This is a genomic window from Acidovorax sp. AC410, from assembly GCF_979253235.1.
The window spans coordinates 1,735,254-1,759,970 of the sequence record NZ_CEEDCG010000001.1; the positions used below are offsets into that span (position 1 = coordinate 1,735,254).

The 24,717-nt window shown below is 68.9% G+C and carries 21 protein-coding genes; 5 read left to right on the forward strand and 16 right to left on the reverse strand.

Features of this window, described 5'->3' with window-relative positions; translation table 11 throughout:
- Positions 1 to 100 precede the first annotated feature (100 nt).
- A complete protein-coding gene (locus AC0IZS_RS08030) occupies positions 101 to 586 on the reverse strand; it encodes an NUDIX hydrolase (RefSeq protein WP_471635146.1) in 486 nt (161 codons plus the stop codon).
- A gap of 85 nt (positions 587 to 671) precedes the next feature.
- The gene (locus tag AC0IZS_RS08035; RefSeq protein ID WP_471635147.1) at positions 672 to 1,211 is read right to left on the reverse strand and encodes a GNAT family N-acetyltransferase; all 540 of its coding nucleotides are present in this window, start codon (positions 1,209 to 1,211) and stop codon (positions 672 to 674) included.
- A 145-nt stretch (positions 1,212 to 1,356) separates the two neighbouring features.
- Between AC0IZS_RS08035 and AC0IZS_RS08040 the strand changes: the two genes are divergently transcribed.
- Positions 1,357 to 1,752, forward strand: coding sequence for a nuclear transport factor 2 family protein (locus AC0IZS_RS08040; protein WP_471635148.1), 396 nt, complete (start codon positions 1,357 to 1,359; stop codon positions 1,750 to 1,752).
- Positions 1,753 to 1,755: 3 nt separating this feature from the next.
- On the opposite strand, the gene AC0IZS_RS08045 is transcribed toward AC0IZS_RS08040, so the two are convergent.
- The 4 genes from AC0IZS_RS08045 to AC0IZS_RS08060 form a co-directional block, all read right to left on the reverse strand.
- Positions 1,756 to 2,460: a riboflavin synthase subunit alpha gene (locus AC0IZS_RS08045; RefSeq protein WP_471635149.1), complete on the reverse strand. Its 705-nt coding sequence runs from the start codon at positions 2,458 to 2,460 to the stop codon at positions 1,756 to 1,758.
- Positions 2,461 to 2,576: 116 nt separating this feature from the next.
- The gene (locus AC0IZS_RS08050; RefSeq protein WP_471635150.1) at positions 2,577 to 3,938 is read right to left on the reverse strand and encodes an esterase-like activity of phytase family protein; all 1,362 of its coding nucleotides are present in this window, start codon (positions 3,936 to 3,938) and stop codon (positions 2,577 to 2,579) included.
- Positions 3,939 to 4,026: 88 nt separating this feature from the next.
- Positions 4,027 to 4,527 (reverse strand): L,D-transpeptidase family protein, encoded by a 501-nt coding sequence (locus AC0IZS_RS08055; RefSeq protein WP_471635151.1) that lies wholly within the window; start codon positions 4,525 to 4,527, stop codon positions 4,027 to 4,029.
- A complete protein-coding gene (locus AC0IZS_RS08060) occupies positions 4,524 to 5,387 on the reverse strand; it encodes a MurR/RpiR family transcriptional regulator (RefSeq protein WP_471635152.1) in 864 nt (287 codons plus the stop codon). The genes AC0IZS_RS08055 and AC0IZS_RS08060 overlap by 4 nt, the downstream gene beginning before the upstream one ends.
- Positions 5,388 to 5,554: 167 nt before the next feature.
- Here AC0IZS_RS08060 and AC0IZS_RS08065 point away from each other — a divergent pair, with 167 nt between their 5' ends.
- The 3 genes from AC0IZS_RS08065 (at position 5,555) to AC0IZS_RS08075 (ending at position 8,565) form a co-directional block, all read left to right on the forward strand.
- A complete protein-coding gene (locus AC0IZS_RS08065) occupies positions 5,555 to 6,910 on the forward strand; it encodes an aspartate aminotransferase family protein (RefSeq protein WP_471635153.1) in 1,356 nt (451 codons plus the stop codon).
- Between the two features lie 111 nt (positions 6,911 to 7,021).
- A complete protein-coding gene (locus AC0IZS_RS08070) occupies positions 7,022 to 7,882 on the forward strand; it encodes a transporter substrate-binding domain-containing protein (RefSeq protein ID WP_471639485.1) in 861 nt (286 codons plus the stop codon).
- 20 nt (positions 7,883 to 7,902) lie between these two features.
- Entirely contained in the window at positions 7,903 to 8,565 is a 663-nt protein-coding gene (locus tag AC0IZS_RS08075; protein WP_471635154.1) for an aspartate/glutamate racemase family protein, read from the forward strand.
- Here the strand turns inward: AC0IZS_RS08075 and AC0IZS_RS08080 are convergent.
- From AC0IZS_RS08080 to AC0IZS_RS08120, 9 genes are all read right to left on the reverse strand, one after another.
- Positions 8,525 to 10,240 carry an FAD-dependent oxidoreductase gene (locus AC0IZS_RS08080; RefSeq protein ID WP_471635155.1) on the reverse strand — a complete coding sequence of 572 codons (1,716 nt, stop codon included), beginning with the start codon at positions 10,238 to 10,240 and terminating at the stop codon, positions 8,525 to 8,527. The genes AC0IZS_RS08075 and AC0IZS_RS08080 overlap by 41 nt on opposite strands.
- Before the next feature lie 47 nt (positions 10,241 to 10,287).
- Complete coding sequence (locus AC0IZS_RS08085) at positions 10,288 to 11,283, reverse strand: response regulator (protein WP_471635156.1); 996 nt, start codon at positions 11,281 to 11,283, stop codon at positions 10,288 to 10,290.
- 39 nt (positions 11,284 to 11,322) lie between these two features.
- On the reverse strand, positions 11,323 to 15,042 hold the full coding sequence (locus AC0IZS_RS08090) for a PAS domain S-box protein (RefSeq protein WP_471635157.1): 3,720 nt from the start codon (positions 15,040 to 15,042) through the stop codon (positions 11,323 to 11,325).
- A 463-nt stretch (positions 15,043 to 15,505) separates the two neighbouring features.
- Positions 15,506 to 17,089, reverse strand: coding sequence for a polyamine aminopropyltransferase (locus AC0IZS_RS08095; protein WP_471635158.1), 1,584 nt, complete (start codon positions 17,087 to 17,089; stop codon positions 15,506 to 15,508).
- 4 nt (positions 17,090 to 17,093) lie between these two features.
- Positions 17,094 to 18,071 carry a hypothetical protein gene (locus tag AC0IZS_RS08100; protein ID WP_471635159.1) on the reverse strand — a complete coding sequence of 326 codons (978 nt, stop codon included), beginning with the start codon at positions 18,069 to 18,071 and terminating at the stop codon, positions 17,094 to 17,096.
- A gap of 194 nt (positions 18,072 to 18,265) precedes the next feature.
- Positions 18,266 to 20,416, reverse strand: coding sequence for a TonB-dependent receptor (locus tag AC0IZS_RS08105; protein WP_471635160.1), 2,151 nt, complete (start codon positions 20,414 to 20,416; stop codon positions 18,266 to 18,268).
- Positions 20,417 to 20,580: 164 nt separating this feature from the next.
- Positions 20,581 to 20,799, reverse strand: a complete 219-nt coding sequence (locus tag AC0IZS_RS08110; RefSeq protein WP_471639486.1) for a DUF350 domain-containing protein — start codon at positions 20,797 to 20,799, stop codon at positions 20,581 to 20,583.
- Between the two features lie 23 nt (positions 20,800 to 20,822).
- On the reverse strand, positions 20,823 to 22,313 hold the full coding sequence (locus AC0IZS_RS08115) for a DUF4178 domain-containing protein (RefSeq protein ID WP_471635161.1): 1,491 nt from the start codon (positions 22,311 to 22,313) through the stop codon (positions 20,823 to 20,825).
- Between the two features lie 102 nt (positions 22,314 to 22,415).
- Positions 22,416 to 23,465 (reverse strand): SPFH domain-containing protein, encoded by a 1,050-nt coding sequence (locus AC0IZS_RS08120; protein WP_471635162.1) that lies wholly within the window; start codon positions 23,463 to 23,465, stop codon positions 22,416 to 22,418.
- 254 nt (positions 23,466 to 23,719) lie between these two features.
- On the opposite strand from AC0IZS_RS08120, the gene AC0IZS_RS08125 reads away from it, so the two are divergent.
- On the forward strand, positions 23,720 to 23,974 hold the full coding sequence (locus AC0IZS_RS08125) for a DUF2061 domain-containing protein (RefSeq protein ID WP_471635163.1): 255 nt from the start codon (positions 23,720 to 23,722) through the stop codon (positions 23,972 to 23,974).
- A gap of 83 nt (positions 23,975 to 24,057) precedes the next feature.
- Here AC0IZS_RS08125 and AC0IZS_RS08130 read toward each other — a convergent pair whose 3' ends face one another.
- A complete protein-coding gene (locus AC0IZS_RS08130) occupies positions 24,058 to 24,612 on the reverse strand; it encodes an adenine phosphoribosyltransferase (protein ID WP_436176169.1) in 555 nt (184 codons plus the stop codon).
- Positions 24,613 to 24,717 lie beyond the last annotated feature (105 nt).

A 24,717-nucleotide genomic window follows, 5' to 3' on the forward strand; every position in this document is an offset into this window, starting at 1 on the left:
GTGTTCAGATCGCGCGGCGCCACGCTCTCTGCCTGTTACTTCGCTCCGCCCACTGCGCGGGTTACATGCGGCGCCACAAATATTTGCGGCGCATTCCCCGTCAGCCCGAAGTCTGGGTCACCGAGATGTCGGTGTGTACCAGCGACACCGGGTAGCGCTGGCCCGCCAGGTAGTCGGCCAGGCACTGCAGCAGCAAGGGGCTGCGGTGGCGCTCGGGGCAGGCGCGGATTTCGTCGGCCGTCATCCACACCGTGCGCACGATGCCTTCGTCGAGCGTGCGCCAGGCGTGGTGCGTGCCCAGCGTGCCGGCAAAGGCGAAGCGCAGGTAGGTGAGGTCGTCGCCCGTGCGCGTCTTGGTGAAACGGTTGAGGTAGACCCCGATCAGGTGCGTGGGCTCGAAGTCGAACGCCGTTTCCTCAAGCACCTCGCGTGCGCAGGCACTGGCGGGCGACTCACCGGGGTCGAGGTGGCCGGCCGGGTTGTTCAGCTTGAGGCCATCGGTGGTTTCTTCCTCCACCAGCAGGAAGCGGCCATCGCGTTCGATCACGGCAGCCACGGTGACATTGGGTTTCCAGCGGTTCGGCATGCCAGCCATTATGACCACGGCCTGCGACGGATGCCCGGCCCGTGGCGCCGTTCAAACAGGCCCAATGGCGTACGCAAGGCACTGGCTAGGGCGCCAGCGTTCGCACCATGTACACGGCCCCCTCGCCGTAGCTCGCCAGCCGCTCACGCTGCAGCGCGTCGGCCAGCGGCTGCACGGCGTAGCCGTGGCGCTCCCAGTAGCCCTGCGAGCCCTGCACCGAGACCAGGGCCGTATGGCGCAGGCCCCAGGCGGCGCCTTGGGCCCACAGCGGTGCCAGCAGCGCCTGCGCGAGGCCCTGGCCCGCGCAGGCCGGCAGCACCGCCATGTCGTGCAGGTACAGCGTGTCGGGCGCGCCGGGCGGGCCCTCGAAGTCGCCATGCAGTGGCGTGACCTTGCCCTGCACCGAGCGGTAGGCCGCGAGGTAGGCGCAGACCTGGCCGGCGCGCTCGAGCACCAGCGAGCAGTTCACCGGGCTGGCGAGCCGGCGCGCAAACACCTCGCCGCTTTCGACGAAGCCTTCGCCATAGCAGGCCAACTGCACCTGCAACAGGCCGGGCAGATCGTGCAGCTGCAGCGCGCGCGGTGCACCGGGTACGGGGGAAGGGGGAAGCGAAGAATTCGGCATGCAGGGCCCGGATTATCCCGCTGCGGCCCACGGCGCATGACCCGCCGGGTCATCGACGCGGGCGGGACTGCCGCGAAGAATGGCCTGCGTGGGATGCCCGTGCATCCGACAACCCTTGCTTCACCCCTTGCCTTCAGGAGTTGCCATGAACACCGTTGAATCCACTGCACCGACCGCCGCCAGCGCCGCACCCGATATCGCCGCGCGCTACATTGCCGCGTGGAATGCCACCGACACGGGCGAACGCGAGCGCCTGGTGCGCGGCACCTTCAGTGCCGACGTTCACTACCTCGACCCGATGATGGAAGGCCACGGCCATGACGGCCTGGCCGCGCTGATCGCGGGCGCACAGCAGCGCTTTGCCGGCTACCGCTTTGCGCTGCTGGGCACACCCGAGGGCCACCACAGCGTGGTGCGCTTTTCCTGGGCGCTCGCGGCCCCGGGGGCCGCACCCGTGGCGCGTGGCACTGACGTGGCCGAGGTGGACGCCGACGGGCGCCTGCGCCGGGTCACGGGCTTCCTCGACTACGTCGCCGAATGAGCCTCAGCGGGGAAGCACTGGGGGCTGGACGAAATCCTCCAGCGACAGGCCTTTTTCCTTGAGCAGGGCTTCGAGCACGGGCTGCAGCCGGCCCAGGCTTTCCTGCACGGCCTCGCGCACGGTGTCGACCACCACCTGGGTGCTGCGCTCGATCTCGATGTTGAGCTGGTCGCCGGCCTTCTTGTCCCCGAACACCGTGGCGCGGCGCGTCTCGGGGATCAGCCAGACCTCGAACCAGCCCTCGGCGCGGTTCACCTCGGCCACCGTGAGGCTGGCGCCATGGATGGCGATGTAGCCCTTGGCGAAGACGTACTTGCGGAACTCGGGCGGCACGGCCACGCGCCACACCAGGTTGTTGTCGAACTCGCGCACGCTGGCCAGCGTGCCCGAAAAATCGATGTGGCCCGACAGCGGGTGCCCGCCGATCTCGGCACCGTCCTTGGCTGCGCGCTCCACGTTCACGCGGTCGCCCTGGCCGTAGCTGCCCAGCGTGGTGATGTTCAGGCTCTGCTGCATCACGTCGAAGTTGGCCTGTGTCGGCGAGAGGATCTCGGTCACCGTGAGGCACACGCCATCGGTGGACACACTGGCACCAATGGCCAGGTCCTGGCAGAAGCCTTCGGGAAAATCGAGCGTGAAGGTGCGCAGGCCTGCGCGGTCATGGATGGCGGCAATGCCTGCCGTGGCTTGAACGATGCCTGTGAACATGGTGGCGCGGCTTTCAGGGTGTGGCCGCCGATTTTGCCACCCGGCCCCGCAACGCGCTGCCCGCCATGCAAAAGGGCTGCCTTCGGGGCAGCCCTTTTGCACAGGGACCGCAGCGCTTACTTCGCGCGCAGAAGCTCGCCCACTTCGAGCAGCACCAACTCGTTGTCGTCGGCCTTGTTGGGCTCGCGGCTGGAGCTGAAGGGCAGGTTGTTGTCGTTGCCAACCACGATGTGCGTGCCGTCCACCACGTCCACGTTCTCGATGGTGAAGAACGGGAAGGTCAGCACGCCCTTGTTCAGCGGCTTTCGGGCCAGGCCCTTGGGGTCCTGGATGGACATCAGGTCGATGTAGCCCACCTTGCGCAGCGGGCCGCCGACGTTGGCGTCGGTCAGTTCGATCTTGTAGACGCGTTTGAATTTGGCCGGGTCGTGGAAGCAGTCGGTCCGCTTTTGCCCTTCGGGGCAGGCCTTGTCGGCCGTGCCTTCGCCGTTGTCGCGCTCGATGATCAGGCCGGTGGTGCCGTCGATCATGTTGAAGTCGCCGATGGCGTGGTGGTTGGCTTCGAGCACGTACTTCCAGTGGCGGCCGGTCCATTGCTCGGCCTTCACGTCGAACTCCAGCACGCGCAGGTACTGCTTGCCGTCCACGGCCTCGTAGGCCTTGCCAGCCTCGTTCCACAGCGGGCCTTCGAGCAGGGCGTAGAGCTTGCTGCCGTCCTTGGACGAGGCCATGCCTTCATAGCCCTTGGAGCGCTTGACCTCGAAGGCCGGGGCCTTGGCGTCGGGCGCGCCGGCCGTGGTGATGGCCGGGTGGTCGGGCGAGCGCACGGGCTTGCCGTCCACCAGGGTCTCGAACACCGCGAGCACGCGGCCCGACAGGTCGGCCTTGATCAGGTAGGGCCCGAATTCCTCGCCGATCCACAGCGCGCCGCCGGCGAACTGGAAGCTCTCGGGGTCGAAGTCGGCGCCCGTGAGGTAGCGCTTGTCCGTGCCTTCATGGACGATGCGGAACGGCACCTTCTTGTCCGGGTCGTGCAGGAACACCGTGGCCTGGCGCTTGAACTGGCCGGCCTTGAAGTCCACCTGGTAGTGGCTCAGGTGCAGCATGAAGTCGGGCGAGTTGGCCTTGGCACCGGCGCCGTTGTCGGTGAGGATCCAGAACGAACCGTCGGCCATGCGCTTGATGCCCGAGTGGCCCTGCAGCGGCTGGCCGGCGAAGGGCAGCGAGATGCCGGTGGGGCGGCCGCCCGACAGGCCTTCGACCGAGCCCAGGGCCTCCACGCGCTTGCCGGTGGTGAACTTGCCGCTGACCTGCAGGTCCTGCGGTGCGTCCTTGGGTGCGGGCACCAGGCTCATGGCGGGCATCACGGCATGGCCTGCGAGCGTGGCGGGGTAGGCTTGCTGGGCCTGGGCGGTGAGGGAAACAGCAGCGGCGCACGCCAGCAGGGCGCAGGCGGCAATGGTGGAAAGTCGGGACATGGTCGCTCGGGGCAAATGGAGATAAGACGGCGACGATGCCCGCCGCGCATGACGGGCGCGTGACACCCAGCCCGGGAGCGGGGCAGCGCTATGCCTCGATGCGCACCGGCGTTCCCACCACCACCCGCTCGAACAGGTCCATCACGTCGGCGTTGGCCATGCGCACGCAGCCGTGCGATGCCGGCACGCCCAGGGGCGTGCCATCGGGACAGCCGTGGATGTAGATGAAGCGGCGCAGCGTATCCACCGCGCCACCCCGGTTGAAGCCTGGCTCGCAACCCGCGAGCCACAGGAGGCGGCACAGGATCCAGTCGCGCCCCGGGTGCTCGGCAGCGAGCCCCGGCGAATACTGCTCGCCCGTGGGCCGGCGCCCCACGAACACGGTGGCGGCATCGCAGCCCGCGCCCACCTTGGCGCGCACGCGGTGCAGGCCGCGCGGCGTGCAGCCGCTGCCGTTCATCTCGCCGACGCCCTGCAGCGCCGTGGACACGGCATAGCTGCGCACCAGGGCATCGCCCGCGTACAGATCCAGCTGCTGGCGCGGCACGCTGATGTGCAGGTGCATGCCGCCGGACCCTGCCTGCGTCATGGCGATGGAGCAGGTGGCAGGTAGGCCCCGGTGGCGAAGAGCTGGGTCTCGGCGCTCTCGAGGCGGGCGATGCCGGGCTTGCCGGCGCTGCTGACCAGCAGGCCCAGCAGCGCCTCCGACAGGGCCTGCGCGCCTGCGATGGAGGGAAAGAACGACGGGCTCTGCGTGGAGAACAGCAGCACCTCGTGCGCCAGCAGGGCCAGCGGGGAGGCGGGCGAATCGGTCAGCGCCAGCACCTGGCAGCCGGCCTCGCGCGCCTGGCGCGCCACCGCGATGGCCTCGCGCGAATAGGGGCTGAAGCTGATGACCACCACCGCATCGCCCTTGTGCAGGGCGCGCAGCTGCATCTCCAGCGAGCCGCCCAGCCCGTCGAGCAGGTGCACGCTGTCGCGGAACAGGCGGTACACGTACATCAGCGAATAGGCCACCGGGTGGCAGGCGCGAAAGCCGGCCACGTGCACGGCGCGCGCCTTCTCCAGCAGCGCGGCGGCGCGCGGCAGGGCGTCGCCGTTGGCGTGCTCGGTGGCGTCCAGGTTCTGGTGGTGCACCGCGAAGATCTCGCCGGCCAGCCCGCTGCCATCGCGCGCGCGATCGACCAGGCTGCGCGCCTTGTGCGCATAGGGCTCGGACCCGAGGCCCATGTCCTGCACCAGCGCCGCCTTGAGCTCGGGCCAGCCGTCGAAGCCCAGCAGCTGCGCAAAGCGCACCAGGGTGGCGGGCGGTATCTCCACGCGCGCGCTCACGGTGCGCATGGAGGCCGTCACCACGTCGTTGGGGTGCTCCAGCACGAAGCGCGCGGCCTTCTGCTGCGTGGCGGTCATGCCGTCGAACCGGGCACGGAGGGTGTCTTTCAGGCCCATGGCGGGTGGGGGTGCATGTGCAGGAGTGGTGGTCGCAGCACTGTAGCGGATCGCTCCGTGGTGCAAGTGTTCCGCCTTGCCCCAATTTCAAAACATATGTTCCATTCAATTTGTTTTTACGGTACATTTGTTCCATCACTGTTCGCACCTGTTCCGGAGACCTCGGCATGACCCACGTTTTTCACCGCCATCTGCAGCACGCCCCGCCCGTCGCGGTGGGCGGGCAGGGCATGTTCCTGCGCGATGCCGCGGGGCGCGAATACCTCGACGCCTCGGGCGGCGCGGCCGTCTCGTCACTGGGCCATGCCCACCCCGAGGTGCTGGCCGCCATGCACGCGCAGATCGACCGCCTGGCCTACGCACACACCAGCTTCTTCACCACCGAGGTGGCCGAGCAGCTGGCCGAACAGCTGGTGCGCACCGCGCCGGCGGGCACCAGCCACGCCTACTTCGTGAGCGGTGGGTCCGAGGCGGTGGAGGCCGCGCTCAAGATGGCGCGCCAATACTTCGTGGAGATCGGCCAGCCCGAGCGCACGCACTTCATCGCCCGGCGCCAGAGCTACCACGGCAACACCCTGGGCGCGCTGGCCGTGGGCGGCAATGCCTGGCGGCGCGCGCCATTCGCGCCCCTGCTGGTGGAGGCCACACACGTGGCACCCTGCTACCCCTACCGCGAGCAGCATGCCGGCGAGACACCCGAGGCCTATGGCCTGCGCCTGGCGCGCGAGCTGGAGGAGGCCATCCTCGCGCACGGCCCGCGCACGGTGCTGGCCTTCGTCGCCGAGACGGTGGGTGGCGCCACGGCCGGGGTGCTGACCCCCGTGCCCGGATACTTCAAGGCCGTGCGCGAGGTCTGCGACCGCCATGGCGTGCTGCTGATCCTGGACGAGGTGATGTGCGGCATGGGGCGCACCGGCACCCTGCATGCCTGCGAGCAGGAGGGCGTGGTGCCCGATCTCATCACTGTGGCCAAGGGCCTGGGCGGCGGCTACCAGCCCATCGGCGCGGTGCTGGCGCAACAGCGCATCGTGGACGCCATGTCGCAGGGCAGCGGCTTCTTCCAGCACGGCCACACCTACCTGGGTCACCCCGTGGCCTGCGCGGCGGCGCTGGCGGTGCAGCAGGTGATAGAGCGCGACGGCCTGCTGGCCAAGGTGCGCGAGGACGGCATTTTCCTGTGCCAGGCACTGCGCGATGCGCTGGGCCAGCACCCGCACGTGGGCGACATCCGTGGGCGCGGCTTCTTCTGGGGCGTGGAACTGGTAGCCGACCGGGCGAGCAAGGCTCCGTTCGACCCCGCGCAGAAGGTGCACTCGCGCATCAAGAAGAAGGCCATGGACCTGGGCCTGCTGTGCTACCCCTTCGGCGGCACGGTGGACGGCAACGTGGGCGACCACGTGCTGCTGGCCCCGCCCTACATCGCCTCGCGCGAGCACCTCGCGTCCATCGCCGCGCTGCTGGCCCAGGCCATCGACGCCGTGACCCTGAGCGCCGCGCTGCCGCGCCAGCCCAGCCCCTGCTGAACTCCATCCCCCGAACCCTCCCTGCTCCTCCCCTGACCTGACCTGAAAGGTGCTCCCATGCCGATGAAGACCCTGACGAAGACGCTGCTCCCCGCCACCCTGGCGCTGGCCATGCTGCTGGCCTGTGGAACCGCCCAGGCCCAGAGCCCGGCGGGCGGCACGCTCAAGAAGATCCGCGACAGCGGCTCCATCACCTACGGCCACCGCGAGGCCTCGTTCGGCTTCTCGTACCTGGACGGGGGCGGCAAGCCGGTGGGCTACAGCATCGACATCTGCAACCGCATCCTGGAGGCGATCAAGGCCGAGCTCCAGCTGCCGCAGATCGCCGTGAAGTACCAGAACGTGACCTCGCAGAACCGCATTCCCCTGGTCACCAACGGCACGGTGGACATCGAGTGCGGCTCCACCACCAACCTGGTCGAACGCCAGCAGATGGTGGCCTTCTCGCCCGACATCTTCCGCTACAACGTGCGCATGGCCGTGCGCGCGGACTCGGGCATCAAGAGCGTGGCCGACCTGCAGGGCAAGTCGGTGGTGGCCACCAGCGGCACGACCTCGCTGCGCCTGCTGCGCGAGGCCGACAAGGGCAAGAACCTGGAGATCACGCAGCTGGCGGGCAAGGACCACACCGACTCCTTCCTCATGGTCGAGACGGGGCGCGCCGCCGCCTTCGTGCTCGACGACATCCTGCTCGCGGGGCTCATCGCCACCCACCGCAGCCCCAAGGACTTTGCCATCGTCGGCGAGGGCCTGCGCACCGAGAACCAGTCGCTGATGTTCCGCAAGGACGACCCGGAGTTCAAGGCGCTGGTGGACCGCGTGGTCACGGGCATGATGAAGTCCGGCGAGATGGAAAAGCTGTACAACAGGTGGTTCATGCAGCCCATACCGCCCAAGAACGTGGTGATCAACTACCCCCTCAACGCCGAGACCCGCGACGCCTTCGCCAACCCCAGCTCCAAGGGCATCTGAGCCCCGCCGCCTTCCACACCATGACCCGCATCGCCCTCATCCACGCACTGGCCCATTCGGTGGCGCCCATCAACGACGCCTTGGCACACGACTGGCCCGGGGCCGTGCGCATGAACCTGCTGGACGACAGCCTCTCGGCCGACCTGGCGCGCGAAGGCCAGGGGCTGGACGCGGCCATGCAGGCACGCTTCGAGGCCCTGGCGGACTATGCCGTGGGCACGGGGGCCGATGGCATCCTGTTCACCTGCTCGGCCTTCGGGCCCTGCATCGAGCGCGTGGTGGAGCGGCACGCGCAGATCCCGGTGCTCAAGCCCAACCAGGGCATGGTCGAAGAGGCCGTGGCCACGGGCCGGCGCATCGGCCTGATCGCCAGCTTTGCGCCCACCCTGCAGTCCATGCCGCCGGAGTTCCCGCCTGGCACGCCGCTGCAGCTGGCCCTGGCCGAGGGCGCGATGGCGGCCCTGAACGCGGGCAACGGCGACCTGCACGACAGCCTGGTCGCCGCGCAGGCCCAGCGCCTGCAGCGCGAGGGCTGCGAGGTGATCGCGCTGGCGCAGTTCAGCATGGCCCGCGCGCGCAGGCTGTGCGAGGCGGCCACCGGCCTGCCGGTGCTGACCACGGTGGACAGCGCGGTCAGCGCCCTCAAGCGGCGGCTGTCAGCCCGGCCGCATGGCCGCGCGTGAAGGCTTCCTCGAACACCGAATAGCCCGACCAGTCGCTGTGCGCGAACGCCAGGCGCGCCGTGGCCGGCGTAGGCAGCACGGCCACGCGCTCGCCGCCCACCAGGCGCACGCGCTTGTCCGGTGCGCGGTAGCGGCCCGGCTGGTGCAGCCAGCCCAGCAGCCCCGGCGTGGGGATGGACATGGCATGGCCGTAGCGTGTGATGTCCATGCGCGTGGCGCGCTCGGCCAGGTCGGGGTGCGGGCCGGCCAGTGACTGCATGGCCGCCTGCGCCCAGTGGGCCCAGGGCTGGGTGGCCAGTTGCTGGCGGCCATCGGGCAGGTCGCCCAGGGCCTGGTAGTAGGTGAGCACCGTGGCCCCGGGGCGCGGGTCCAGGCGCTGGTGGCCGGCGTCCACGTAGCCCAGGCCGCCGGGGTTGGCATCGGCATACAGCACGTTGTCCCACGCGGGTGCGGCGCCTGCACGGTCGGTCAGCGGCGCATCGATGTGGATGTTGGCCACCAGCCAGGGCGCCCAGGACAGGCGCTGCGCCGTCTCGGTGAGGAAGGCCGGCGGATTGCGCACCACGCGCGCGGCCAGGAACACGGGCAGCGCCACCACGCAGCGCGGTGCCTGCCAGCGCTCGACATTGCCCGAGGCATGGTTGAGCGCATCCACCTCCACGCCATGGCGCCCCTCGGTGATGCGCAGCACGCTGGTGCCCGTGGCCAGTTGCCCGCCGCCCCGCAGCGGCAGCGCCAGGCGCTGCGTGAGCCAGCCATTGCCCTCGGGCCAGGTGAGCACGCCCTCGCGGTCGTCGCTGCCCGCATCGCCCGGCGCATGGAAGCCATGGCGGCTGGCAAAGTAGTGGATGCCGGCCCAGGCCGACACGCGCGCCGTGCCCGCGCCGTAGTCGTCGCGGCAGCAGTAGCCCAGGTACCAGCGCAGGTGCGCATCGTCCAGGCCCTCCTGCGTGAGCCAGGCGTCGAAGGAGAGGGCATCGAGCGCCTGGAGCGTGGGCGGCAGGGGCCGCTTGCCATCGAAGGCCTTGAGCATGGGCATGGTGAAGCGCGCCGCCTTGGACAGGGCATCCACCCGCTCGGAAAAACGGCGGTACTGGGCCAGCGTGGCCTCGCCCACGCCCTGCACCGGCAGCAGACCTTCCTGCCATTCGCCCTCGAAGTACAGCCGCTCCTGCGGGCTGTGGCACAGGTGGCGCTCGTCGTAGCGCCAGCGGCCGGCCACGCGCTGGCGCAGGCCCAGTTCCTCGAGCAGGTCCTGCACCTCGCTGGCATCGTCGCCGGGCACGGGCAGGTAGTGCGCGCCCATGGGGCAGGCGATGCCGCCGACCATGCCGCCGCGGCTGTTGCCGCCGGCCTGGTCTTCGAGCTCCAGCAGCGCGAAGTCCTCCACCCCGGCCAGGCGCAGCGCGCGCGCCGCCGCCAGGCCCGCCACGCCGCCGCCGGCGATGATGACCTGCGCGCGCCGCACCACGGCGGGCTCGGGGAGGCGGCCCTTTTGCAGCATCTCGCGCAGTGCATGGCCACGCTGCATGTCGATACCGGCAAAGCCGCCTTCGAGCGTGCGCGGCGACTTCTCACAGCCGGGCAGCACGGCCCCCGCGGCCAGCAGGGCGCCGGCCTGCAGCAGCTGCCGGCGGCGCGGGGTTGGCGGGAGAGATGGGGGCGCGAGGGACATGGGGCCGTACTCTACGTCACCCGCAACCCACCCCCGGCAAAAGAGGGTCAGTCGGCCCAGCGTGCCTGGATTTCCAGCAGTTGGGGCAACTGGGCGATGAAGATTTCGACCATGCCCGGGTCGAAGTGCTTGCCCGATTGCGCGCGCAGGTGGGCCACCGTGTCCTCGGTGCTCCAGGGCTCCTTGTAGGGCCTGCGCGCGGTGAGCGCGTCGAACACGTCCGCCAGGGCGACGATGCGCGACTCCACCGGGATCGCCTCGCCCGCCAGTCCCTGCGGGTAGCCACTGCCGTCCCACTTCTCGTGGTGTGTGAGCGCGATGGCATGGGCCAGGCGCAGCACGCCGCCGGGGTGCTCGCCAATGATCTCGGCGCCGATCTGCGGGTGGCGGCGCATGGTCTCCCACTCGCCGGCATCGAGCGGGCCGGGCTTGCGCAGCACGGCGTCGGGGATGCCGATCTTGCCCACGTCGTGCATGGGCGCAGCATTGAGCAGGTCTTCGGCCCAGGCCGGCGAGTGGCCCAGCGCCAGCGCCAGCACATGGGCGAAGTGGCTCATGCGGATGACGTGCATGCCGGTCTCGTTGTCCTTGTACTCGGCCGCGCGGCCCAGGCGCTGCACGATCTGCAGCCGCGTCTCGCGCAGCTCCTCGGTGCGCACCAGCGACAGGTGGGTGCGCACGCGGGCGCGCACCACGGGGGCGCTCACGGGCTTGGTGATGTAGTCCACACCACCCACGTCGAAACCGCGCGCCTCGTCCTGCACCTCGGTGAGCGCGGTGACGAAGATCACCGGGATGTTCGCGGTGGCGCGCTCGGCCTTGAGGGCCTGGCACACGCCGTAACCATCCATCTGCGGCATCATCACGTCGAGCAGCACCAGGTCGGGCCGCTGCTGCGCGGCGATCTGCAGTGCGCGCGCGCCGTCGGTGGCGAACAGCAGGCGGAAGTCCTCCTGCAGGATGTGGCGCAGCACCTGCAGGTTGGTGGGTTCATCGTCCACCAGCAGCAGACGCGGGCGGTGGTCTTCATGGACGGCCGTCATGGGGCTTCCTTCGGGTGCCGGGGGCAAGGTGTGCGATTCTCAGGCATGTGCTTCCCCCGGATGCAGCGGCGCCTGCAGATGGCGCTGCAGGGCCTGCAGGCAGGCGCGTGCCTCGTCGAAGTCGAAACGGTCGAGCGCCTCGTGCAGGCTGTTGAGCGTGACCGCGGGCAACTCGCCCTCGAGCACCGCCAGCGGCGCATCGGCCAGCTCTCCCTGCGCCAGGGCGGCGGCAAGGGCCGCAATGGCGGCCAGCACGCGCTCGCGCTGGGCCTGCTGCAGCGGCGCCGGTGCCGGCGCCGAACCTTGGCGCTGCGCATCGGGCGCCTGCGGGCTGAGCAGGGCACCGCCCACGGCATCGAGTGCCGTGGCCAGGGCCAGCAGGGCCACCTGCACCGCGCCGGCATCGCGCTCGCGGGCGGCCTGCTCGATCTGGCCGGAGGCTTGTTGTACTGCAGGCAGCGCCAGGTTGCCGGCCGCACCGCGCAGGCGGTGGGCGCGCGCCACCAGGCTGTCCCATTCATCGGCCTGGTGCGCGGACAGCAGGCCGGCCAGCGCCACGCCGCTCTCCTGCATGAAGCGCTCAATGGCCTCGCGCAGGTAGCGCGCCTGCGTCCACAGCTGCACGCCCCGTTCCCATTCGATGGCCGGCGCCGCGGGGGCCGTTGCCGGTGCCCGGTCGGGCGGCACCCGCAGCGTCTCGCCGGGAGGCAGCGCGCCAAAGATGCTGGCCACGGCAAACACCGGATCACCGCCGTCTTCGCGCACGCCGATCACGCGCGCGATCTCGGCCATGAGCCGCACGGGCTCCACCGGCTTGCTGGCAAAGCCATCCATGCCGGCAGCACGGGCGTTGCGGCGGTCCTGTTCGAGCACGCTGGCCGACAGGGCCACGATGGGGGTCGGCTTGCGCCGGCGCGCCTGCTCGAAGCTGCGCAGGTGGCGCGTGGCCTCCAGACCGTCCATGTCGGGCATCTGCAGGTCCATCAGCACCACGTCGAAGCGCTCCTGCGCGAAGGCCTCGAGCGCCAGGGCACCGCTGCCCACGGCCGTGAGCTTGTGGCCGCCGCGCTGCAGCGTGATCTGCAGCAGCTCCAGGTTGGCGGGCACATCATCCACGGCCAACACGCGCAGCGTGGGCAGGGGGGCGCGCAGCCAGTCGCGGGTCGTCGAGGGGCCGGCGTCCACTGGCGCCTGACCGGTGCGCAGCGGCAGGCGCACGGTGAAGGTGCTGCCCTGGCCCACCTGGCTGGCCACCGCGATGGAACCACCCATCAATTCGGCCAGCTGGCGGGCGATGGTCGTGCCCAGGCCCGTGCCGCCGTAGCGGCGCGTGGTCGAGGCATCGGCCTGCGCGAAGGGGTCGAAGATGCGCTCCACGCCGGCGGCGTCGATGCCGATGCCGGTGTCCTCCACCTGCAGCACGAGCTGCGCATCGGCGCCGGCCACGCGCAGCGTGACGCGGCCTTCGTGCGTGAACTTGATGGCGTTGCCCATCAGGTTGAGCAGCACCTGCTGGATGCGGAACGCATCGCCCTGCCAGTGGACCGGCACGCCTTCGGGATAGTCGAGCACGACGTCCAGCCCCTTCTTGGCAGCGTTGATGCGCAGCGAGGCCAGGATCTGGTCGCACAGCTCGCGCAGGCTGAAGTCGGCCACTTCGAGTTCCACCGCGCCCTTTTCGAGCTTGGCGGTGTCCAGGATGTCGTTGAGCAGGCGCAGCATGGAGCGCGCCGCATGGTGCACCGTGCCCAGGTGGCGGCGCTGGGTGCTTTCGAGCGGCGTATCGAGCAGCGCCTCGGTGAAGCCGATGATGGCGTTCATGGGCGTGCGGATCTCGTGGCTCATGTTCGCCAGGAAGGTGCTGCGCGCCGCTGCCGCGTGCTCGGCCTGCTCCTTGGCCGCGCGCAGGTCCGTCTCCATGCGCCGGCGCACGGTCAGGTCGGTGGCGAACTTGACGATCTTGAAGGCCCGCCCCTGCGCGTCGAAGATGGGGTTGTAGGTGGCCTGGATCCAGACCTCGCGCCCACCCCGGCCCAGGCGCAGGTACTCCCCCGCATTGAACTCGCCCTGGCCCAGGCGCGCCCAGAAGGCCTGGTAGGCCTGGCTGCCGGCGTACTCCGGCGTGCAGAAGATGCGGTGGTGCTGGCCCTCGATCTCGGCGAGCGTGTAGCCCATGAGGTCCAGGAAATTGCGGTTGGCGGTGAGCACCCGGCCCTTGAGATCGAACTCGATCACCGCCTGGGAGCGGCCGATGGCTGTGACCGTGCCCACGAACTCGGCGTTCTGCGCCTTGGAAGCCGTCATGTCGGTGATCACGCCGTCGATCCAGCGCACGGCACCCTGCGGCCCCGCGACACCGCGGCCCGTTTCGGACACCCAGCGGATGCCCCCATCGCGCGTGTGCAGCCGGTACTCCAGCACATACGACGCACCCGCTTCCAGGGCGCGCGCCACCTGGTCCCCGATGCGCGCGGCATCGTCCTCGTGGATGATGCGGCCAAAGGAAATACTGCCGCGCAGGAAATCCTCGGCCGGCCAGCCGGTCAGGGCTTCGACCGCATCGCTGATGAACAGCATGGACCAGTCGGCGTCGTAGCGGCAGCGAAACGCCACGCCCGGGATGTTGCGCACCAGCGAGCGCAGCTGCTCCTCGCCGCGCCGGCGCTCCTGTTCCATGGTCCGGCGCTCGGTCAGATCGGTCAGGAAGCCGACCAGGACCGGCGGGCCCGGCAGGTCCACACGGCCGACCACCAGGCGCACGGGCACCAGGCTGCCATCCTTGCGCACCACGTGGATGTCCTTGTCCTTGCCCACCTGGCGCGCCTCGCCGCGGGACAGGTCGCGCGGCAGGTAGCTGTGCGGCGTGTTGGCATAGGCGGGGTCCACGAGCATGCGCACGGGCTGGCCCACGGCTTCCTCCGCGGTCCAACCGAGCATGCGCTGTGCAGCGCCATTGAAGGAGCGGATGGTGCCATCCGCATCGGCCATGATGATGGCGTCCATGGCCGTCTCCACCACGGAACGCAGGCGCGATTCGCTCTGCTCGGACCTGCGCAGCAGCCAGCGCACCCTGAGGCCGATGTTCACGGTGGTGACCACCAAGCCCACCAGCACGGCCATCAGGGCGATGGCCAGTGCCATGTACCGGGCCTGTTCTGGCACCGGCCCCAGGTCCGGCACATTGCCGGACACGCGCACGGCGGCGATGCTGATGTAGTGCATGCCGGCGATCGCCAGGCCCAGCACCAGCCCTCCCAGCAGCGTGCTCACCCAGGGTCGGCGCGTCCAGGCGCGCTGCATGCCGAAGCGCAGCCACAGCGCCAGGATGGCCATGCCCACCGCGAACACGAGAGAGGCCGCAAACCCGCCCACGTCATAGCGGATCATCGGCGCCATGTCGGAGGCCGACATGCCGGCATAGTGCATGACGCCGATGCCCGCGCCCACCAGGGCACCACCCCAGGCGATGGACAGGCCCGTGGGCTGCCTTTGCGTCAGCACGTGCAGCGCGATCCACGACGCCACCAGGCTGGGCAGGAAGGACAGCGCCGTGACCGAGGGCTCGAAGTGGCCGTGCGCGCACAGGTCGAAGGCCAGCATGCCCACGAAGTGCATGGACCAGACCCCGCCGCCCAGCGCCAGCGAGCCGGACGCGACGGTCAGGTTGCGGCGCAGCCGGTCCGGCGCGCGCTGCGCCAGCGCGGCCAGGTGCAGCGCCATGAGGGAGGAGGCGATCGCCAGCGCGACCGACAGGGCCACGAGCCAGGGGTCATGTCCCCAGAAGATTCTGGGGATCCCGCTGTGCGCCGACAACGAAGAATCTCTCGAGCATCGGAGCAGACAAATGTAAGCGTTGGTTTCCATTCTGCCGGCAACCCCGTGAGCGATTTACCCACGTGGCCGGTAACCCCCGCAACTCCCGGATTTGTTACATCCGCGCGGCATGGATGCAACAGCATGGGCCTTCAGCGCCCCGGCAAAAATGCCGATGTGGTGCGGACCTCCGGTCTGCGAAACTGGCACGACCCATGCCAGAGCAGCCATGCAAGGGCCGCCCCGCCGCACTGGCTGCGTCCCCCTTCCCGAATTGCGCAGCAATTCGAGAGAAGGGGCTGAGAGCCGCGGCTCCAAGCCTGCCTGCGCAGGCTTGGACGTGCCCGAAGAACCGACGCCTGTGGCGGCGGTGCCCAGGCGCGCAGCGCCTCAGGGGGTTGTTCCGAATTCAGTGCCCGACCACCTTGCCCCACTCGCGCTCGTAGGTATGCACCAGGGCCTGGTTGGACAGGCGGTTCACCTCGGCCGGCAGGCGCGCCATGTCGAGCGGAAAGTCGAACAGCAGGGGCAGCGTGCCCGCGCTCAGGAAGCGCAGGTTCGGCGGCAGCGCCTCGGGCATGCGCCAGGGCCTGCGGCTGGCCACCACGAAGCCCCATTCGCCGAAGCTCGGCACATGCGCGTGGTAGGGCGCCGTCTGCAGGCCCACCGACTCCATGGTCTGCACCACCGTCCAGTAGCTCTGGCGCGCCACCAGGGGCGACGTGGTCTGCACCACGGCGTAGCCGCTCGCCGCCAGGCGCTTGTCCAGCAGCGCGTAGAAGCTGTTGGTGTAGAGCTTGCCGATGGAAAAATTGGTCGGGTCGGGGAAATCCACCACGATCACGTCGAAGACATCTTCCGCCGCGTCGCATCCAGGGGCCTTGCATTGCTGCAGCCACCGGAAGGCATCGGTGTTGACCACCTGCACCTTGGGCGAGCGCAGTGCCTCGCCATTGAGCCGGGCGAGCGTCGGGTTGTCGGTGAACAGGTGCGTCATGGCCGGGTCCAGCTCCACCAGGGTGACGGACTCGACCGAGGGGTACTTGAGGACCTCGCGCACGGCCATGCCGTCGCCGCCGCCGAGCACGGCCACGCGCCGGGGCGCGCCGTGCGCCGCCATCGCGGGGTGGACCAGCGCCTCGTGGTAGCGGTACTCGTCGCGCTCGGCGAACTGCAGGTTGCCGTTGAGGTACAGCCGGTGGCCCAGCTTGCCGTTGGTGACGACGATGCGCTGGTAGGGCGATGCGGTGCTGAAGACGATGCGGTCCTGGTAGAACTTGTCCTCGGCAAAGCTGGTGATGTGGTCCGCACCGAGCAGGCCCGCGAACAACAGCCCCAGCACGGCGATGCAGGCCAGCGCATGCGCGCGCAGGCGGCGCAGCTCATCGCGGAACAGCCACACCGCCCACAGTGCCACCGCAGCGTTCATGAGCCCGAACAGCAGGCCTGTGCGGATCAGCCCCAGGTGCGGCACCAGCAGCAGCGGAAAGGCCATGGACACGGCCAGCGCGCCCAGGTAGTCGAAGGTCAGCACCTGCGAGACCAGGTCCTTGAGCGCCACGTTGCGCTTCAAGATACGCATGACCAGCGGAATCTCCAGCCCCACCAGCGTGCCGACCATGAACACCATGCCGTACAGCAGCAGCCGGAAGGCCCCCGGCGCGTAGGCATTGGCCAGGAACAGCGTGGCAGGCAGGGCGCCGCCGATCAGCGCCACCAGCAGTTCGATGCGCAGGAAATGCGCCGGCAGTTGGCGCTCGAAGTAGCGCGACAGCCACGAGCCCACGCCCATGGCGAACAGGTAAGTGCCGATGATGGTGGAGAACTGCAGCACCGAGTCGCCCAGCACATAGGACGCGAGCGCGCCGGCCGCCAGCTCGTAGAGCAGGCCACAGGCGGCGACGACGAACACGCTGGCCAGCAGCGCCACGTCGATGGGGCGAGCGCCCGGGACGGCGGAGGCCGAAGGAAGGGAGGTAGGGTTCGAGGACAAGCCGCTATTGTGCTGCGAACGGCGAGGGCACCGGCGGCTGGCGGGGCGCTGCGGTGGTTGGGGCCATCGCCGGGCCCAGCAGTCCCCTGGGAAGGTCCTTGCCCTGGGCTGCGAGCTGTGCCGCCAGGCCCTGCGCGATGGCTTCGGCCCGGGCCTGTCCCTGGGCCACCTGCGCGGGCGGCAGGCGCGCGACCTCGCGCTGCATAAAATCACCCAGGCTATGTGGGTTGCGCGCCATCCGGGTCAGCAGGATGCGGTAGGCATGGCCCTCGACGGGATCGCGAAATGCCTCGAACGCGGGATTGGGCGGGACGGGCGGGCCCGCGTCATGCAGCCAAGCCAGTGTGCTCACCGCCCTGAGCGTTTCGGTCAGCAGCGCCCCCCGGGCGTGGGCCAGCACCTCCTGGCCCCAGGCGGCCAGTTGGGCCTCGCTCAAAGGAGGCTCTCCAGACTCGCCAAAGCCCAGGCGGCCCGTGGGGCCCACATACTGGAAGTTGATTTGTGCATCGCTGTTGCCCGCCTCGGCGTGCAGTCTCAGGATGTCCAGGCGCCGTGTGTAGTCCTGGTGTGAAAGGCGGGCGCACAAGGAGGCCGCTTGGGTGTGCCGGGCGTCCAGCTGCTGCAGCTGCTCGGGTGGCATCGTGCCCTGCGAACGGCCTTCCCACAGCGTGCGCGGCAATGCAAGGCTGCCTTCGCAGAAAGTCAGCGCGGCCAGCAATTCCATGTCGGGCGCAATGCCTGCCACCGAGGGGCCGGGATAGCCGCGCAGCATTTCCCACACCGGGCGCGCCGGGGGTGTGAGAAATCCGGCCGATAGGGCCGTGCTGAAACGCCTGTCGCTCGGGGCATCGGATCCCGCCGCGGTGGTGCCGGCCCTGACCGGCTCCGCTGCCGGGGCCACGCCCAGGTGCCAGGGGAAATCGGCGTTCCGGGCGTCGGCAACGCCCGCTGGCGGCATGGCGGGGGCCACACGACCCGCCACGGGCGCCTGCGGCCTCCACCCATGCCACGCGAGGGTCAGTGCGACCACAGCCACTGCAAGGGCTCCCGCCACCGGGCCTCGCCAGCGAGGGCCAGGGCAGCGAGCGCGTGCAGTCCGATCCATCATCCGGCCAGTCTGCGCCAGGGGGCATTGGCCCCAGTGAATCCCTGGCATGTTGCCCGCCGCAATGGCCATCAAAACTGGTAGTTCACGCTGACCAGCAGGCTGCGCGGGGCGCCCGGCATGGCGTCGGCGCGCCAGTATTCCTTGTCCAGCAGGTTGGAGATGGCGGCCGTGGCCGTCCATACGCCCTGGCGCCAGCCCACCAGCGCATCCCAGCGGGTATAGCCAGGCACGCGCGAGGTGTTGGCGGCATTGAGCCAGCGCGCGCTGGTGTGCGTGGCGCCGATCTCCGCGTACCACGGCCCTTGCGGCGCGTAGCGCACGAAGAAGTTGCCGTTGCGCAGGGCGGTGTCCACCAGGTACTTGCCCACGAGCGCCGGCTGCAGCTTGTCCTCGGTGACCTTGGCGCTGGTCACGCCCACGCCGCCGCGCACGTACCACGACGACGCCACGCGGCCCGCCGCGCTGAACTCGATGCCGCGCGAGCGCTCCTTGCCGCGCACGGCCCAGGTGAAGGGATCGTTGACCGCGTCGGGGCGGTAGCGGATGTTGGCGTGCTCGAGCTGGTACACCGACAGCTGGGTCGAGAGCGCGCCGTTCAGCCAGTCGCTCTTGACGCCCACCTCGACCTGGCGCGAGTGCTGGGGCTCGTCGTCGTAGACGGCGGTGGGCGCAACGTCCACGCTGATCATGCCGCGCCCGCCGTAGGGCGAGTAGCTCTTGTTCCACGAGGCGTACAGGCTGTGCTCGCGCACCGGCTGCCAGACCACGCCCAGGCGCGGGCTCACCGAATCTCCGTCGTAGCCACGGCCCACATTGGTCAGCAGGTTGGTGCTGTTGAAGTCGAAGCGGTCATAGCGCAGGCCGGCCAGCAACTTCCATTCGGGCGTGAGGCTGACCAGGTCCTGCACGTACAGGGCCTGGCCCTCGGCCTTGTGCAGGTTGTGCTGGGTCGGGCTGCCCTGCGCCGGCTTGGCGCCCCAGGCGATGGGCTGCAGCGGGTCGTAGCTGAAGGTGGATGCCGGCTGGCCGATGCGCGGGTGGCGCTTTTCCTCGCTGGCTTCGACGCCGACCAGCACCTCGTGCTGGATGCCGCCAGTGCTGAACTTGCCCGTCAGGTCGACGGTGTTGGACAGGGTCTCGTTGGCCGTCTGCTGCCAGGCGTAGTTCGGCCGCACCTGGCCGCGCCAGGTGCAGGCCGCCCCTGCGGAGGTCTGGCCCGCCGTGTTGCAGTAGGTGCCGGCGAAGTAGTGGTCAAAGTCCTGGCTGGCCTCGCGCTTGCTGGCCACCCAGCGCACGCTCCAGGCGCTGTTGAAATCGTACGACAGGTCCGAGCGCAGCACGCGCAGGCGGTCTTCCACATGGTCGCCCGGGTGGGCAAAGCCCTTGCGGATGGAGACACCGGCAGGTAGCTGGTCGTACACCGGCCCCCGGTCCGGCACGCGCCAGATGTTGTCGTAGGTGTACTGGCCCGTCCAGCGCAAGCCGGTGCGGGTGTCCACCAGAATGCTGGGCGAGACCATCTCGTTCCTGTTGCGGATACCGCTGCGAAAGCTGTCGGCCTGCTCGCGGTCGGCCGTCAGGCGCACGGCCACGTGGTGGTTGATGACCTTGTTGATATCGAGCGTGCCGCCGTAGTTGTCCCACGAACCGCCGCGCAGGGTGACGCTGCTCTTGGCATCGAAGCGGGCCTGCTTGCTCACCAGGTTGACGATGCCGCCGCCGCTGCTGCGGCCGTACAGCACCGAGGCCGGGCCCTTCAAGATTTCGATGCGCTCCACGTTGGCGGTGCTGCGGCGCACCTGGCCAGATTCGCGCACGCCGTCGCGGTAGATGTCGCCCGAGTCGGCGTTGAAGCCGCGGATCATCACGCCCTCGCCGCGCATGTCGTACTTGGTGTTCACGCCGGGCACGCCGTCGAGCATCACCGCCAGGTCGTTGATGCCGTAGCTCTTGTACTTGTTGACTTCGAGCGTGTCGATGGTCTGCGGGATGTCGCGCGGCGCCATATAGGTCTTGGTGGCCGTGGTCACGCCCTCGGGGCGCACGTCGTCGGCGTCGTACTGCGAGCCCGTGACCTGCACGGCGGGCAGTTCGGCATCGGCCTGGGCCCAGGCCTGCTGCGCCGTGCCCAGTACGGCCAACAGGCTGGCTGCTGCGGTGGTGGGGGTCCAATGAAAACGGGCAGCCTTGTTGCTGCCCGCAGGGTGCTTGTGTGCCATGGGTACTCCAGATATTCGAACGTGCAGCCCCCTCCGGCTGCTACCGCTCACACGAAGTACACATTTTAATACAAACGATAATTATTCTTATTCAATTCTTTGCACGCCAAGGGACAAACGCGCGCAGGGCCCGTGAAAGCCCGTTGGAATCCGCCACCCCTGCCTCAATGGATGGCGGCGGCGACGATGATGCTGATGCCCAGGCACATGGCAGCCACCACGACGCCCAACGCCACGTTCTGCTTCTCGACGATCTCGCCCCACAGGTCGTAGGGGGTGATCTTGTCGACGATGACAAAGCACAGCCAGAAGATCAGGACGCCGATCAGCGCGTACAGGATGGACCCGAGGAACGCCGCGGGCTTGAGCCATTCGATTCCCATCATGGTGGAAGCTCCTTGATAAATTACTTGTGCCCGCCGCCGCTGGAATAGCCGCCGAACGAGCCGCCCGAGCTGCGGTAGCCGCTGCCGGACGACCCGGAACAGTTGCTCAGCAGGATCAGCAGGATGATGATGACGATCGCGATGATGATGATGGTGCCGCAACCCAGGCCCGATTTGGCCACGAAGGGACCCGGGTCGTCGCGCTGCAGCACATCCTTCTTGTCTTCGAGCTTGAAGGCCTTGACCACGGTGTCGCTGGCCAGCTTGTCGCCCGAGGACCAGGTCAGCTCGCTCTGCGTCTGCTCCATCGACAGCAGACCCTTGGCGCTGGCGAAGTCGCGGTTCGATGTCTTCTGGCCGCGCGTGACCTGCCAGTAGAACTCCCCCAGCACGTAGGTGGTCTCGGCCTCGTAGCTGTATTTCAGCTGGTAGGTGGTGCCCAGGTAGGTGGCGCTGCGGCCGCTGGCGGCCATCTGCGGCGCACCGGTGGTGGGGCGCACCATGCTCCAGCCGTCTTCGGCGTCCACCAGGAAGGCGAAGCCGCGCTTCTGGTTGTACAGCAGGTACTCGCTCCAGCCAAAGTGCTCGTCGTCACCGGGCTCCACGCCCATGCGGTGCTGGAAGCCCACCACCTGCCAATGCACCCCTTGCAGCTGGCCCTTGCTGCCCAGCGGGATGATGGGGCGCACGGGCTCGTCCTGCTCGGTCGATTGCAGCTCGCCGCCCACGCCGCTGTCCAGCGAGATGATGCTCGCGCACGACCCGCAGGTGACGCTCTTGGTGGTGGACAGCTGCACCTGCACCGGCGCACCGCAGTGCGGGCAGCTGAACTGGCGGCCTTTCTCGTCCTTGGCCGATTCGTCCTTGAGGCCGGTGAGCTTGAGGTCCTCGAGCAGTACGGCGCGGCCGCGCTCCAGGTGCGGCGGCGTGTGGCCGTAGTCGATGCTGAGCACCTCGCCATCGGCGCTGCGCAGTTCGACCATGTCGAAGGGCTGGCCCAGCGGCGGCAGCTTGGGCAGTTCGCCCTGGGCCGAGATCAGTGAAGCGCTGCCGCTGAAGGCGACGGAATACGACTTGCCGCCGATGGCCGTGGTGGCGCCGATGCGAAAGCGGCTGGCTTCGGGTAGCTCGCGCCCGGCCTCCATGGGCTGCGTGAAGACGTAGGCACCGTTGTCCTCGCCCAGGCTGGCCAGGGTGCCGTCCTGCAGGAAGGCGGCCCATTCGGTCCAGACGCCAGCCTCGGTCTTGTACTGCAGCCGGCCGATGAGCGTGAACGGGGTGTCCTTGCCATCGAGCTCGATGCGCCCGCTGGCCATGAGCTGCAGCGGGCTGTGGTCGTCGAACAGCTCAGCCATCTTGCCCACGCGCTGCAGCACGTCGCCGCTGCGCACCACGGTGCTCTGGCAGTAGCCGCAGACGGCGTGGGTGGACTGCGCGCTGCGGAATTCAACCGGCGCGCCGCAGCCCGGGCAGGGCGCGCGGTAGGAACGCTGTGTGGGGTCAGTGGCCATTCGGGCGTTGCACTCGGCAGCCGGGTGCGGCCATGCAGGGGCCCATCAGCCCGCTGCTGCCCGCACGCCAGGCGCCGGTAGCGAAGGTAGGTTGCGCCGGCCTCAGATCAGCTTCTTGAGCAGTTCGGACTTCTTGGCGTCGAACTCCTCCTGCGTGAGGATGCCCTTGGACTTGAGCTCGCCCAACTTCTCCAGCGTGGCCATCACGTCCTCGGGCTTCACACCGGAGGCGGCTGCTGCCACGGCCGCAGCCGCTGGGGCCGCATTGCCGCCACCCTGCAGGCCCTGCTGCAGGTTCTGCGCCATCACCTGGCCCAGTGCCACGCCGGCCCCCAGGCCCATGGCATCGCCCGCGATGCCGCTGCCGCCACCACTGTTCTCGGCGAACTTGGGGATGGCCTGGGCCGTCTGGTACTGCATGAACTTGGCCATGTCGTTGCCGACCATGCCCATGCCGATCTTCTGGTCGAGGATCTTCTGCAGCTCTTCGGGCAGCGAGACGTTCTGCACCGTGAGGTTCTCGATCAGGAGGCCGAGCTTGGCGAAGATCGGTGCCAGCTCCTTGGTCAGCGCATCGGCGAACATCACCTGATTGGCCGCCAAGTCCAGGAACGGCAAACCGCTGCCGGCAATGGCGTTGCTGATGTTCTGCAGCACCAGGCCGCGCAGTTGGCCTTCGAGGTCGCCCACAGGGTAGGACTCGCGCGTGCCCGAGATTTCAGTGTGGAACAGCTTGGGGTCAGCAATGCGGAAGGCGTAGTTGCCGAAGGCGCGCAGGCGCACCGCACCGAAGTCCTTGTCGCGGATGGTGATGGGCTGGGGCGTGCCCCACTTCTGGTCGATCTGCTGGCGCGTGCTGAAGAAGTAGACATCGCTCTTGAAGGGCGACTCGAAGAGCTTGTCCCAGTTCTTGAGATAGGTCAGCACCGGCAGCGTCTGCGTGGTGAGCTTGTAGGTGCCGGGGCCGAAGACGTCGGCCACCTTGCCTTCATTGACGAACACCGCCATCTGCGACTCGCGCACCACCAGCGTGCCGCCGTTCTGGATTTCCATGCCGCTCATCGGGAAGCGCCAGGCGAGCGTGCCGTCGCCGTCCTCGGTCCACTGGAGGACGTCGATGAACTGTTTCTTGATGAAGTCCATGAGGGCCATGTCTGCTCCCTAGTGCGTTGCCGCAGTTGAAAAGATGTCCATCATAGCAACGGGGTTGGCGCCGCCAAGGGCATTTTGTGTCCCCACTGCGTGACGGAATTAACGCGGGAGGCCGCAGACTTTCGCCGCCGCGCGCTTGATAGTTTCAATGACGCATTTAGCTGCGTTCAATTGGCAATTGCTATTGAGAATGCCTACCATTTCTCCATGCCTGTCCCTCCCTTGCGCAGGCGCTGAACGAAAAGGAATCCACGATGGCCCGCATTCGCCAACTCGCCCGCCAGAACCAGACCATGCTCATGAAGACCGGCAGCTACTACCTGATCCACATCAGCGTGGCGGCCATGGTGGCCTATGCCGTCACGGGCAACCTCTGGGCTTCGCTCACGCTGAGCCTGCTCGAACCCACGGTGCAGGCCGTGGCCTTCTTCTTCCATGAAAAGGCCTGGGACCGTGCGGCACGCCGCCGCGCGGCCGAGGCCGGCGATGCCCTCCCCGCAGGTGCTTGAAGCCATGCACCAGCGCTTTGTGGCCTGGCTGCTGCCCACGCTGGCGGCCTATGCGCAGTCCCGGTGAACGCCGGCTGTGGCGTTCAGTGCCCTTCGAAATCGACCAGGGTGTAGAGCGGCAGGCCTGATTCCTTGAGGCGTTGCGAGCCACCCAGCTCGGGCAGGTCGACGATGGCCGCGCCCTCGGTCACCGTGGCGCCGAGCTTTTCCAGCAAGCGCCGGCCGGCCATCATGGTGCCGCCGGTGGCGATCAGGTCGTCGATCAGCAGCACGCGGTCGCCGGGTTTGACGGCATCAGTGTGCAGCTCCACCGTGGCGCTGCCGTATTCGAGCTCGTAGGTCTCCTCCACCGTGGTGAAGGGCAGCTTGCCCTTCTTGCGGATCGGCACGAACCCCACGTTGAGCTCATAGGCCACGACAGCCCCCAGGATGAAGCCGCGCGCATCGAGCCCGGCCACCACGTCGGGGCGCAGGGCCTTGTCCATGTAGCGGTGCACGAAGGCATCGATCAGCACGCGAAAGACCTTGGGGTCCTGCAGCAGCGGCGTGATGTCGCGGAACTGCACGCCGGGTGCCGGCCAGTCGGGCACGGTGCGGATGTGCTGGCGCAGGTACTGGTTGACGCTGAGGGGCTGCATGGGGTGTGGGGTGGATGGCACAAAGGGTGCGAGTGTAAACACGCAGCCCAGGGCCCTGGCGGGTCGCAAGCGCCAAATGCTGACCCATAATGGGCCATCGTTACA

Excerpts from the sequence above, each read along its gene's own strand:
- AC0IZS_RS08130 (WP_436176169.1), bottom strand. The coding sequence starts at position 24,612 with ATGCAGCCCCTCAGCGTCAACCAGTACCTGCGCCAGCACATCCGCACC.
- AC0IZS_RS08080 (WP_471635155.1), bottom strand. The coding sequence starts at position 10,240 with ATGTCCCTCGCGCCCCCATCTCTCCCGCCAACCCCGCGCCGCCGGCAG.
- AC0IZS_RS08075 (WP_471635154.1), top strand. The coding sequence starts at position 7,903 with ATGACCCGCATCGCCCTCATCCACGCACTGGCCCATTCGGTGGCGCCC.
- AC0IZS_RS08030 (WP_471635146.1), bottom strand. The coding sequence starts at position 586 with ATGCCGAACCGCTGGAAACCCAATGTCACCGTGGCTGCCGTGATCGAA.
- AC0IZS_RS08035 (WP_471635147.1), bottom strand. The coding sequence starts at position 1,211 with ATGCCGAATTCTTCGCTTCCCCCTTCCCCCGTACCCGGTGCACCGCGC.
- AC0IZS_RS08110 (WP_471639486.1), bottom strand. The coding sequence starts at position 20,799 with ATGGGAATCGAATGGCTCAAGCCCGCGGCGTTCCTCGGGTCCATCCTG.
- AC0IZS_RS08045 (WP_471635149.1), bottom strand. The coding sequence starts at position 2,460 with ATGTTCACAGGCATCGTTCAAGCCACGGCAGGCATTGCCGCCATCCAT.
- AC0IZS_RS08070 (WP_471639485.1), top strand. The coding sequence starts at position 7,022 with ATGCTGCTGGCCTGTGGAACCGCCCAGGCCCAGAGCCCGGCGGGCGGC.
- AC0IZS_RS08040 (WP_471635148.1), top strand. The coding sequence starts at position 1,357 with ATGAACACCGTTGAATCCACTGCACCGACCGCCGCCAGCGCCGCACCC.
- AC0IZS_RS08120 (WP_471635162.1), bottom strand. The coding sequence starts at position 23,465 with ATGGCCCTCATGGACTTCATCAAGAAACAGTTCATCGACGTCCTCCAG.
- AC0IZS_RS08125 (WP_471635163.1), top strand. The coding sequence starts at position 23,720 with ATGGCCCGCATTCGCCAACTCGCCCGCCAGAACCAGACCATGCTCATG.
- AC0IZS_RS08105 (WP_471635160.1), bottom strand. The coding sequence starts at position 20,416 with ATGGCACACAAGCACCCTGCGGGCAGCAACAAGGCTGCCCGTTTTCAT.
- AC0IZS_RS08065 (WP_471635153.1), top strand. The coding sequence starts at position 5,555 with ATGACCCACGTTTTTCACCGCCATCTGCAGCACGCCCCGCCCGTCGCG.
- AC0IZS_RS08060 (WP_471635152.1), bottom strand. The coding sequence starts at position 5,387 with ATGGGCCTGAAAGACACCCTCCGTGCCCGGTTCGACGGCATGACCGCC.
- AC0IZS_RS08115 (WP_471635161.1), bottom strand. The coding sequence starts at position 22,313 with ATGGCCACTGACCCCACACAGCGTTCCTACCGCGCGCCCTGCCCGGGC.
- AC0IZS_RS08050 (WP_471635150.1), bottom strand. The coding sequence starts at position 3,938 with ATGTCCCGACTTTCCACCATTGCCGCCTGCGCCCTGCTGGCGTGCGCC.
- AC0IZS_RS08055 (WP_471635151.1), bottom strand. The coding sequence starts at position 4,527 with ATGACGCAGGCAGGGTCCGGCGGCATGCACCTGCACATCAGCGTGCCG.
- AC0IZS_RS08085 (WP_471635156.1), bottom strand. The coding sequence starts at position 11,283 with ATGACGGCCGTCCATGAAGACCACCGCCCGCGTCTGCTGCTGGTGGAC.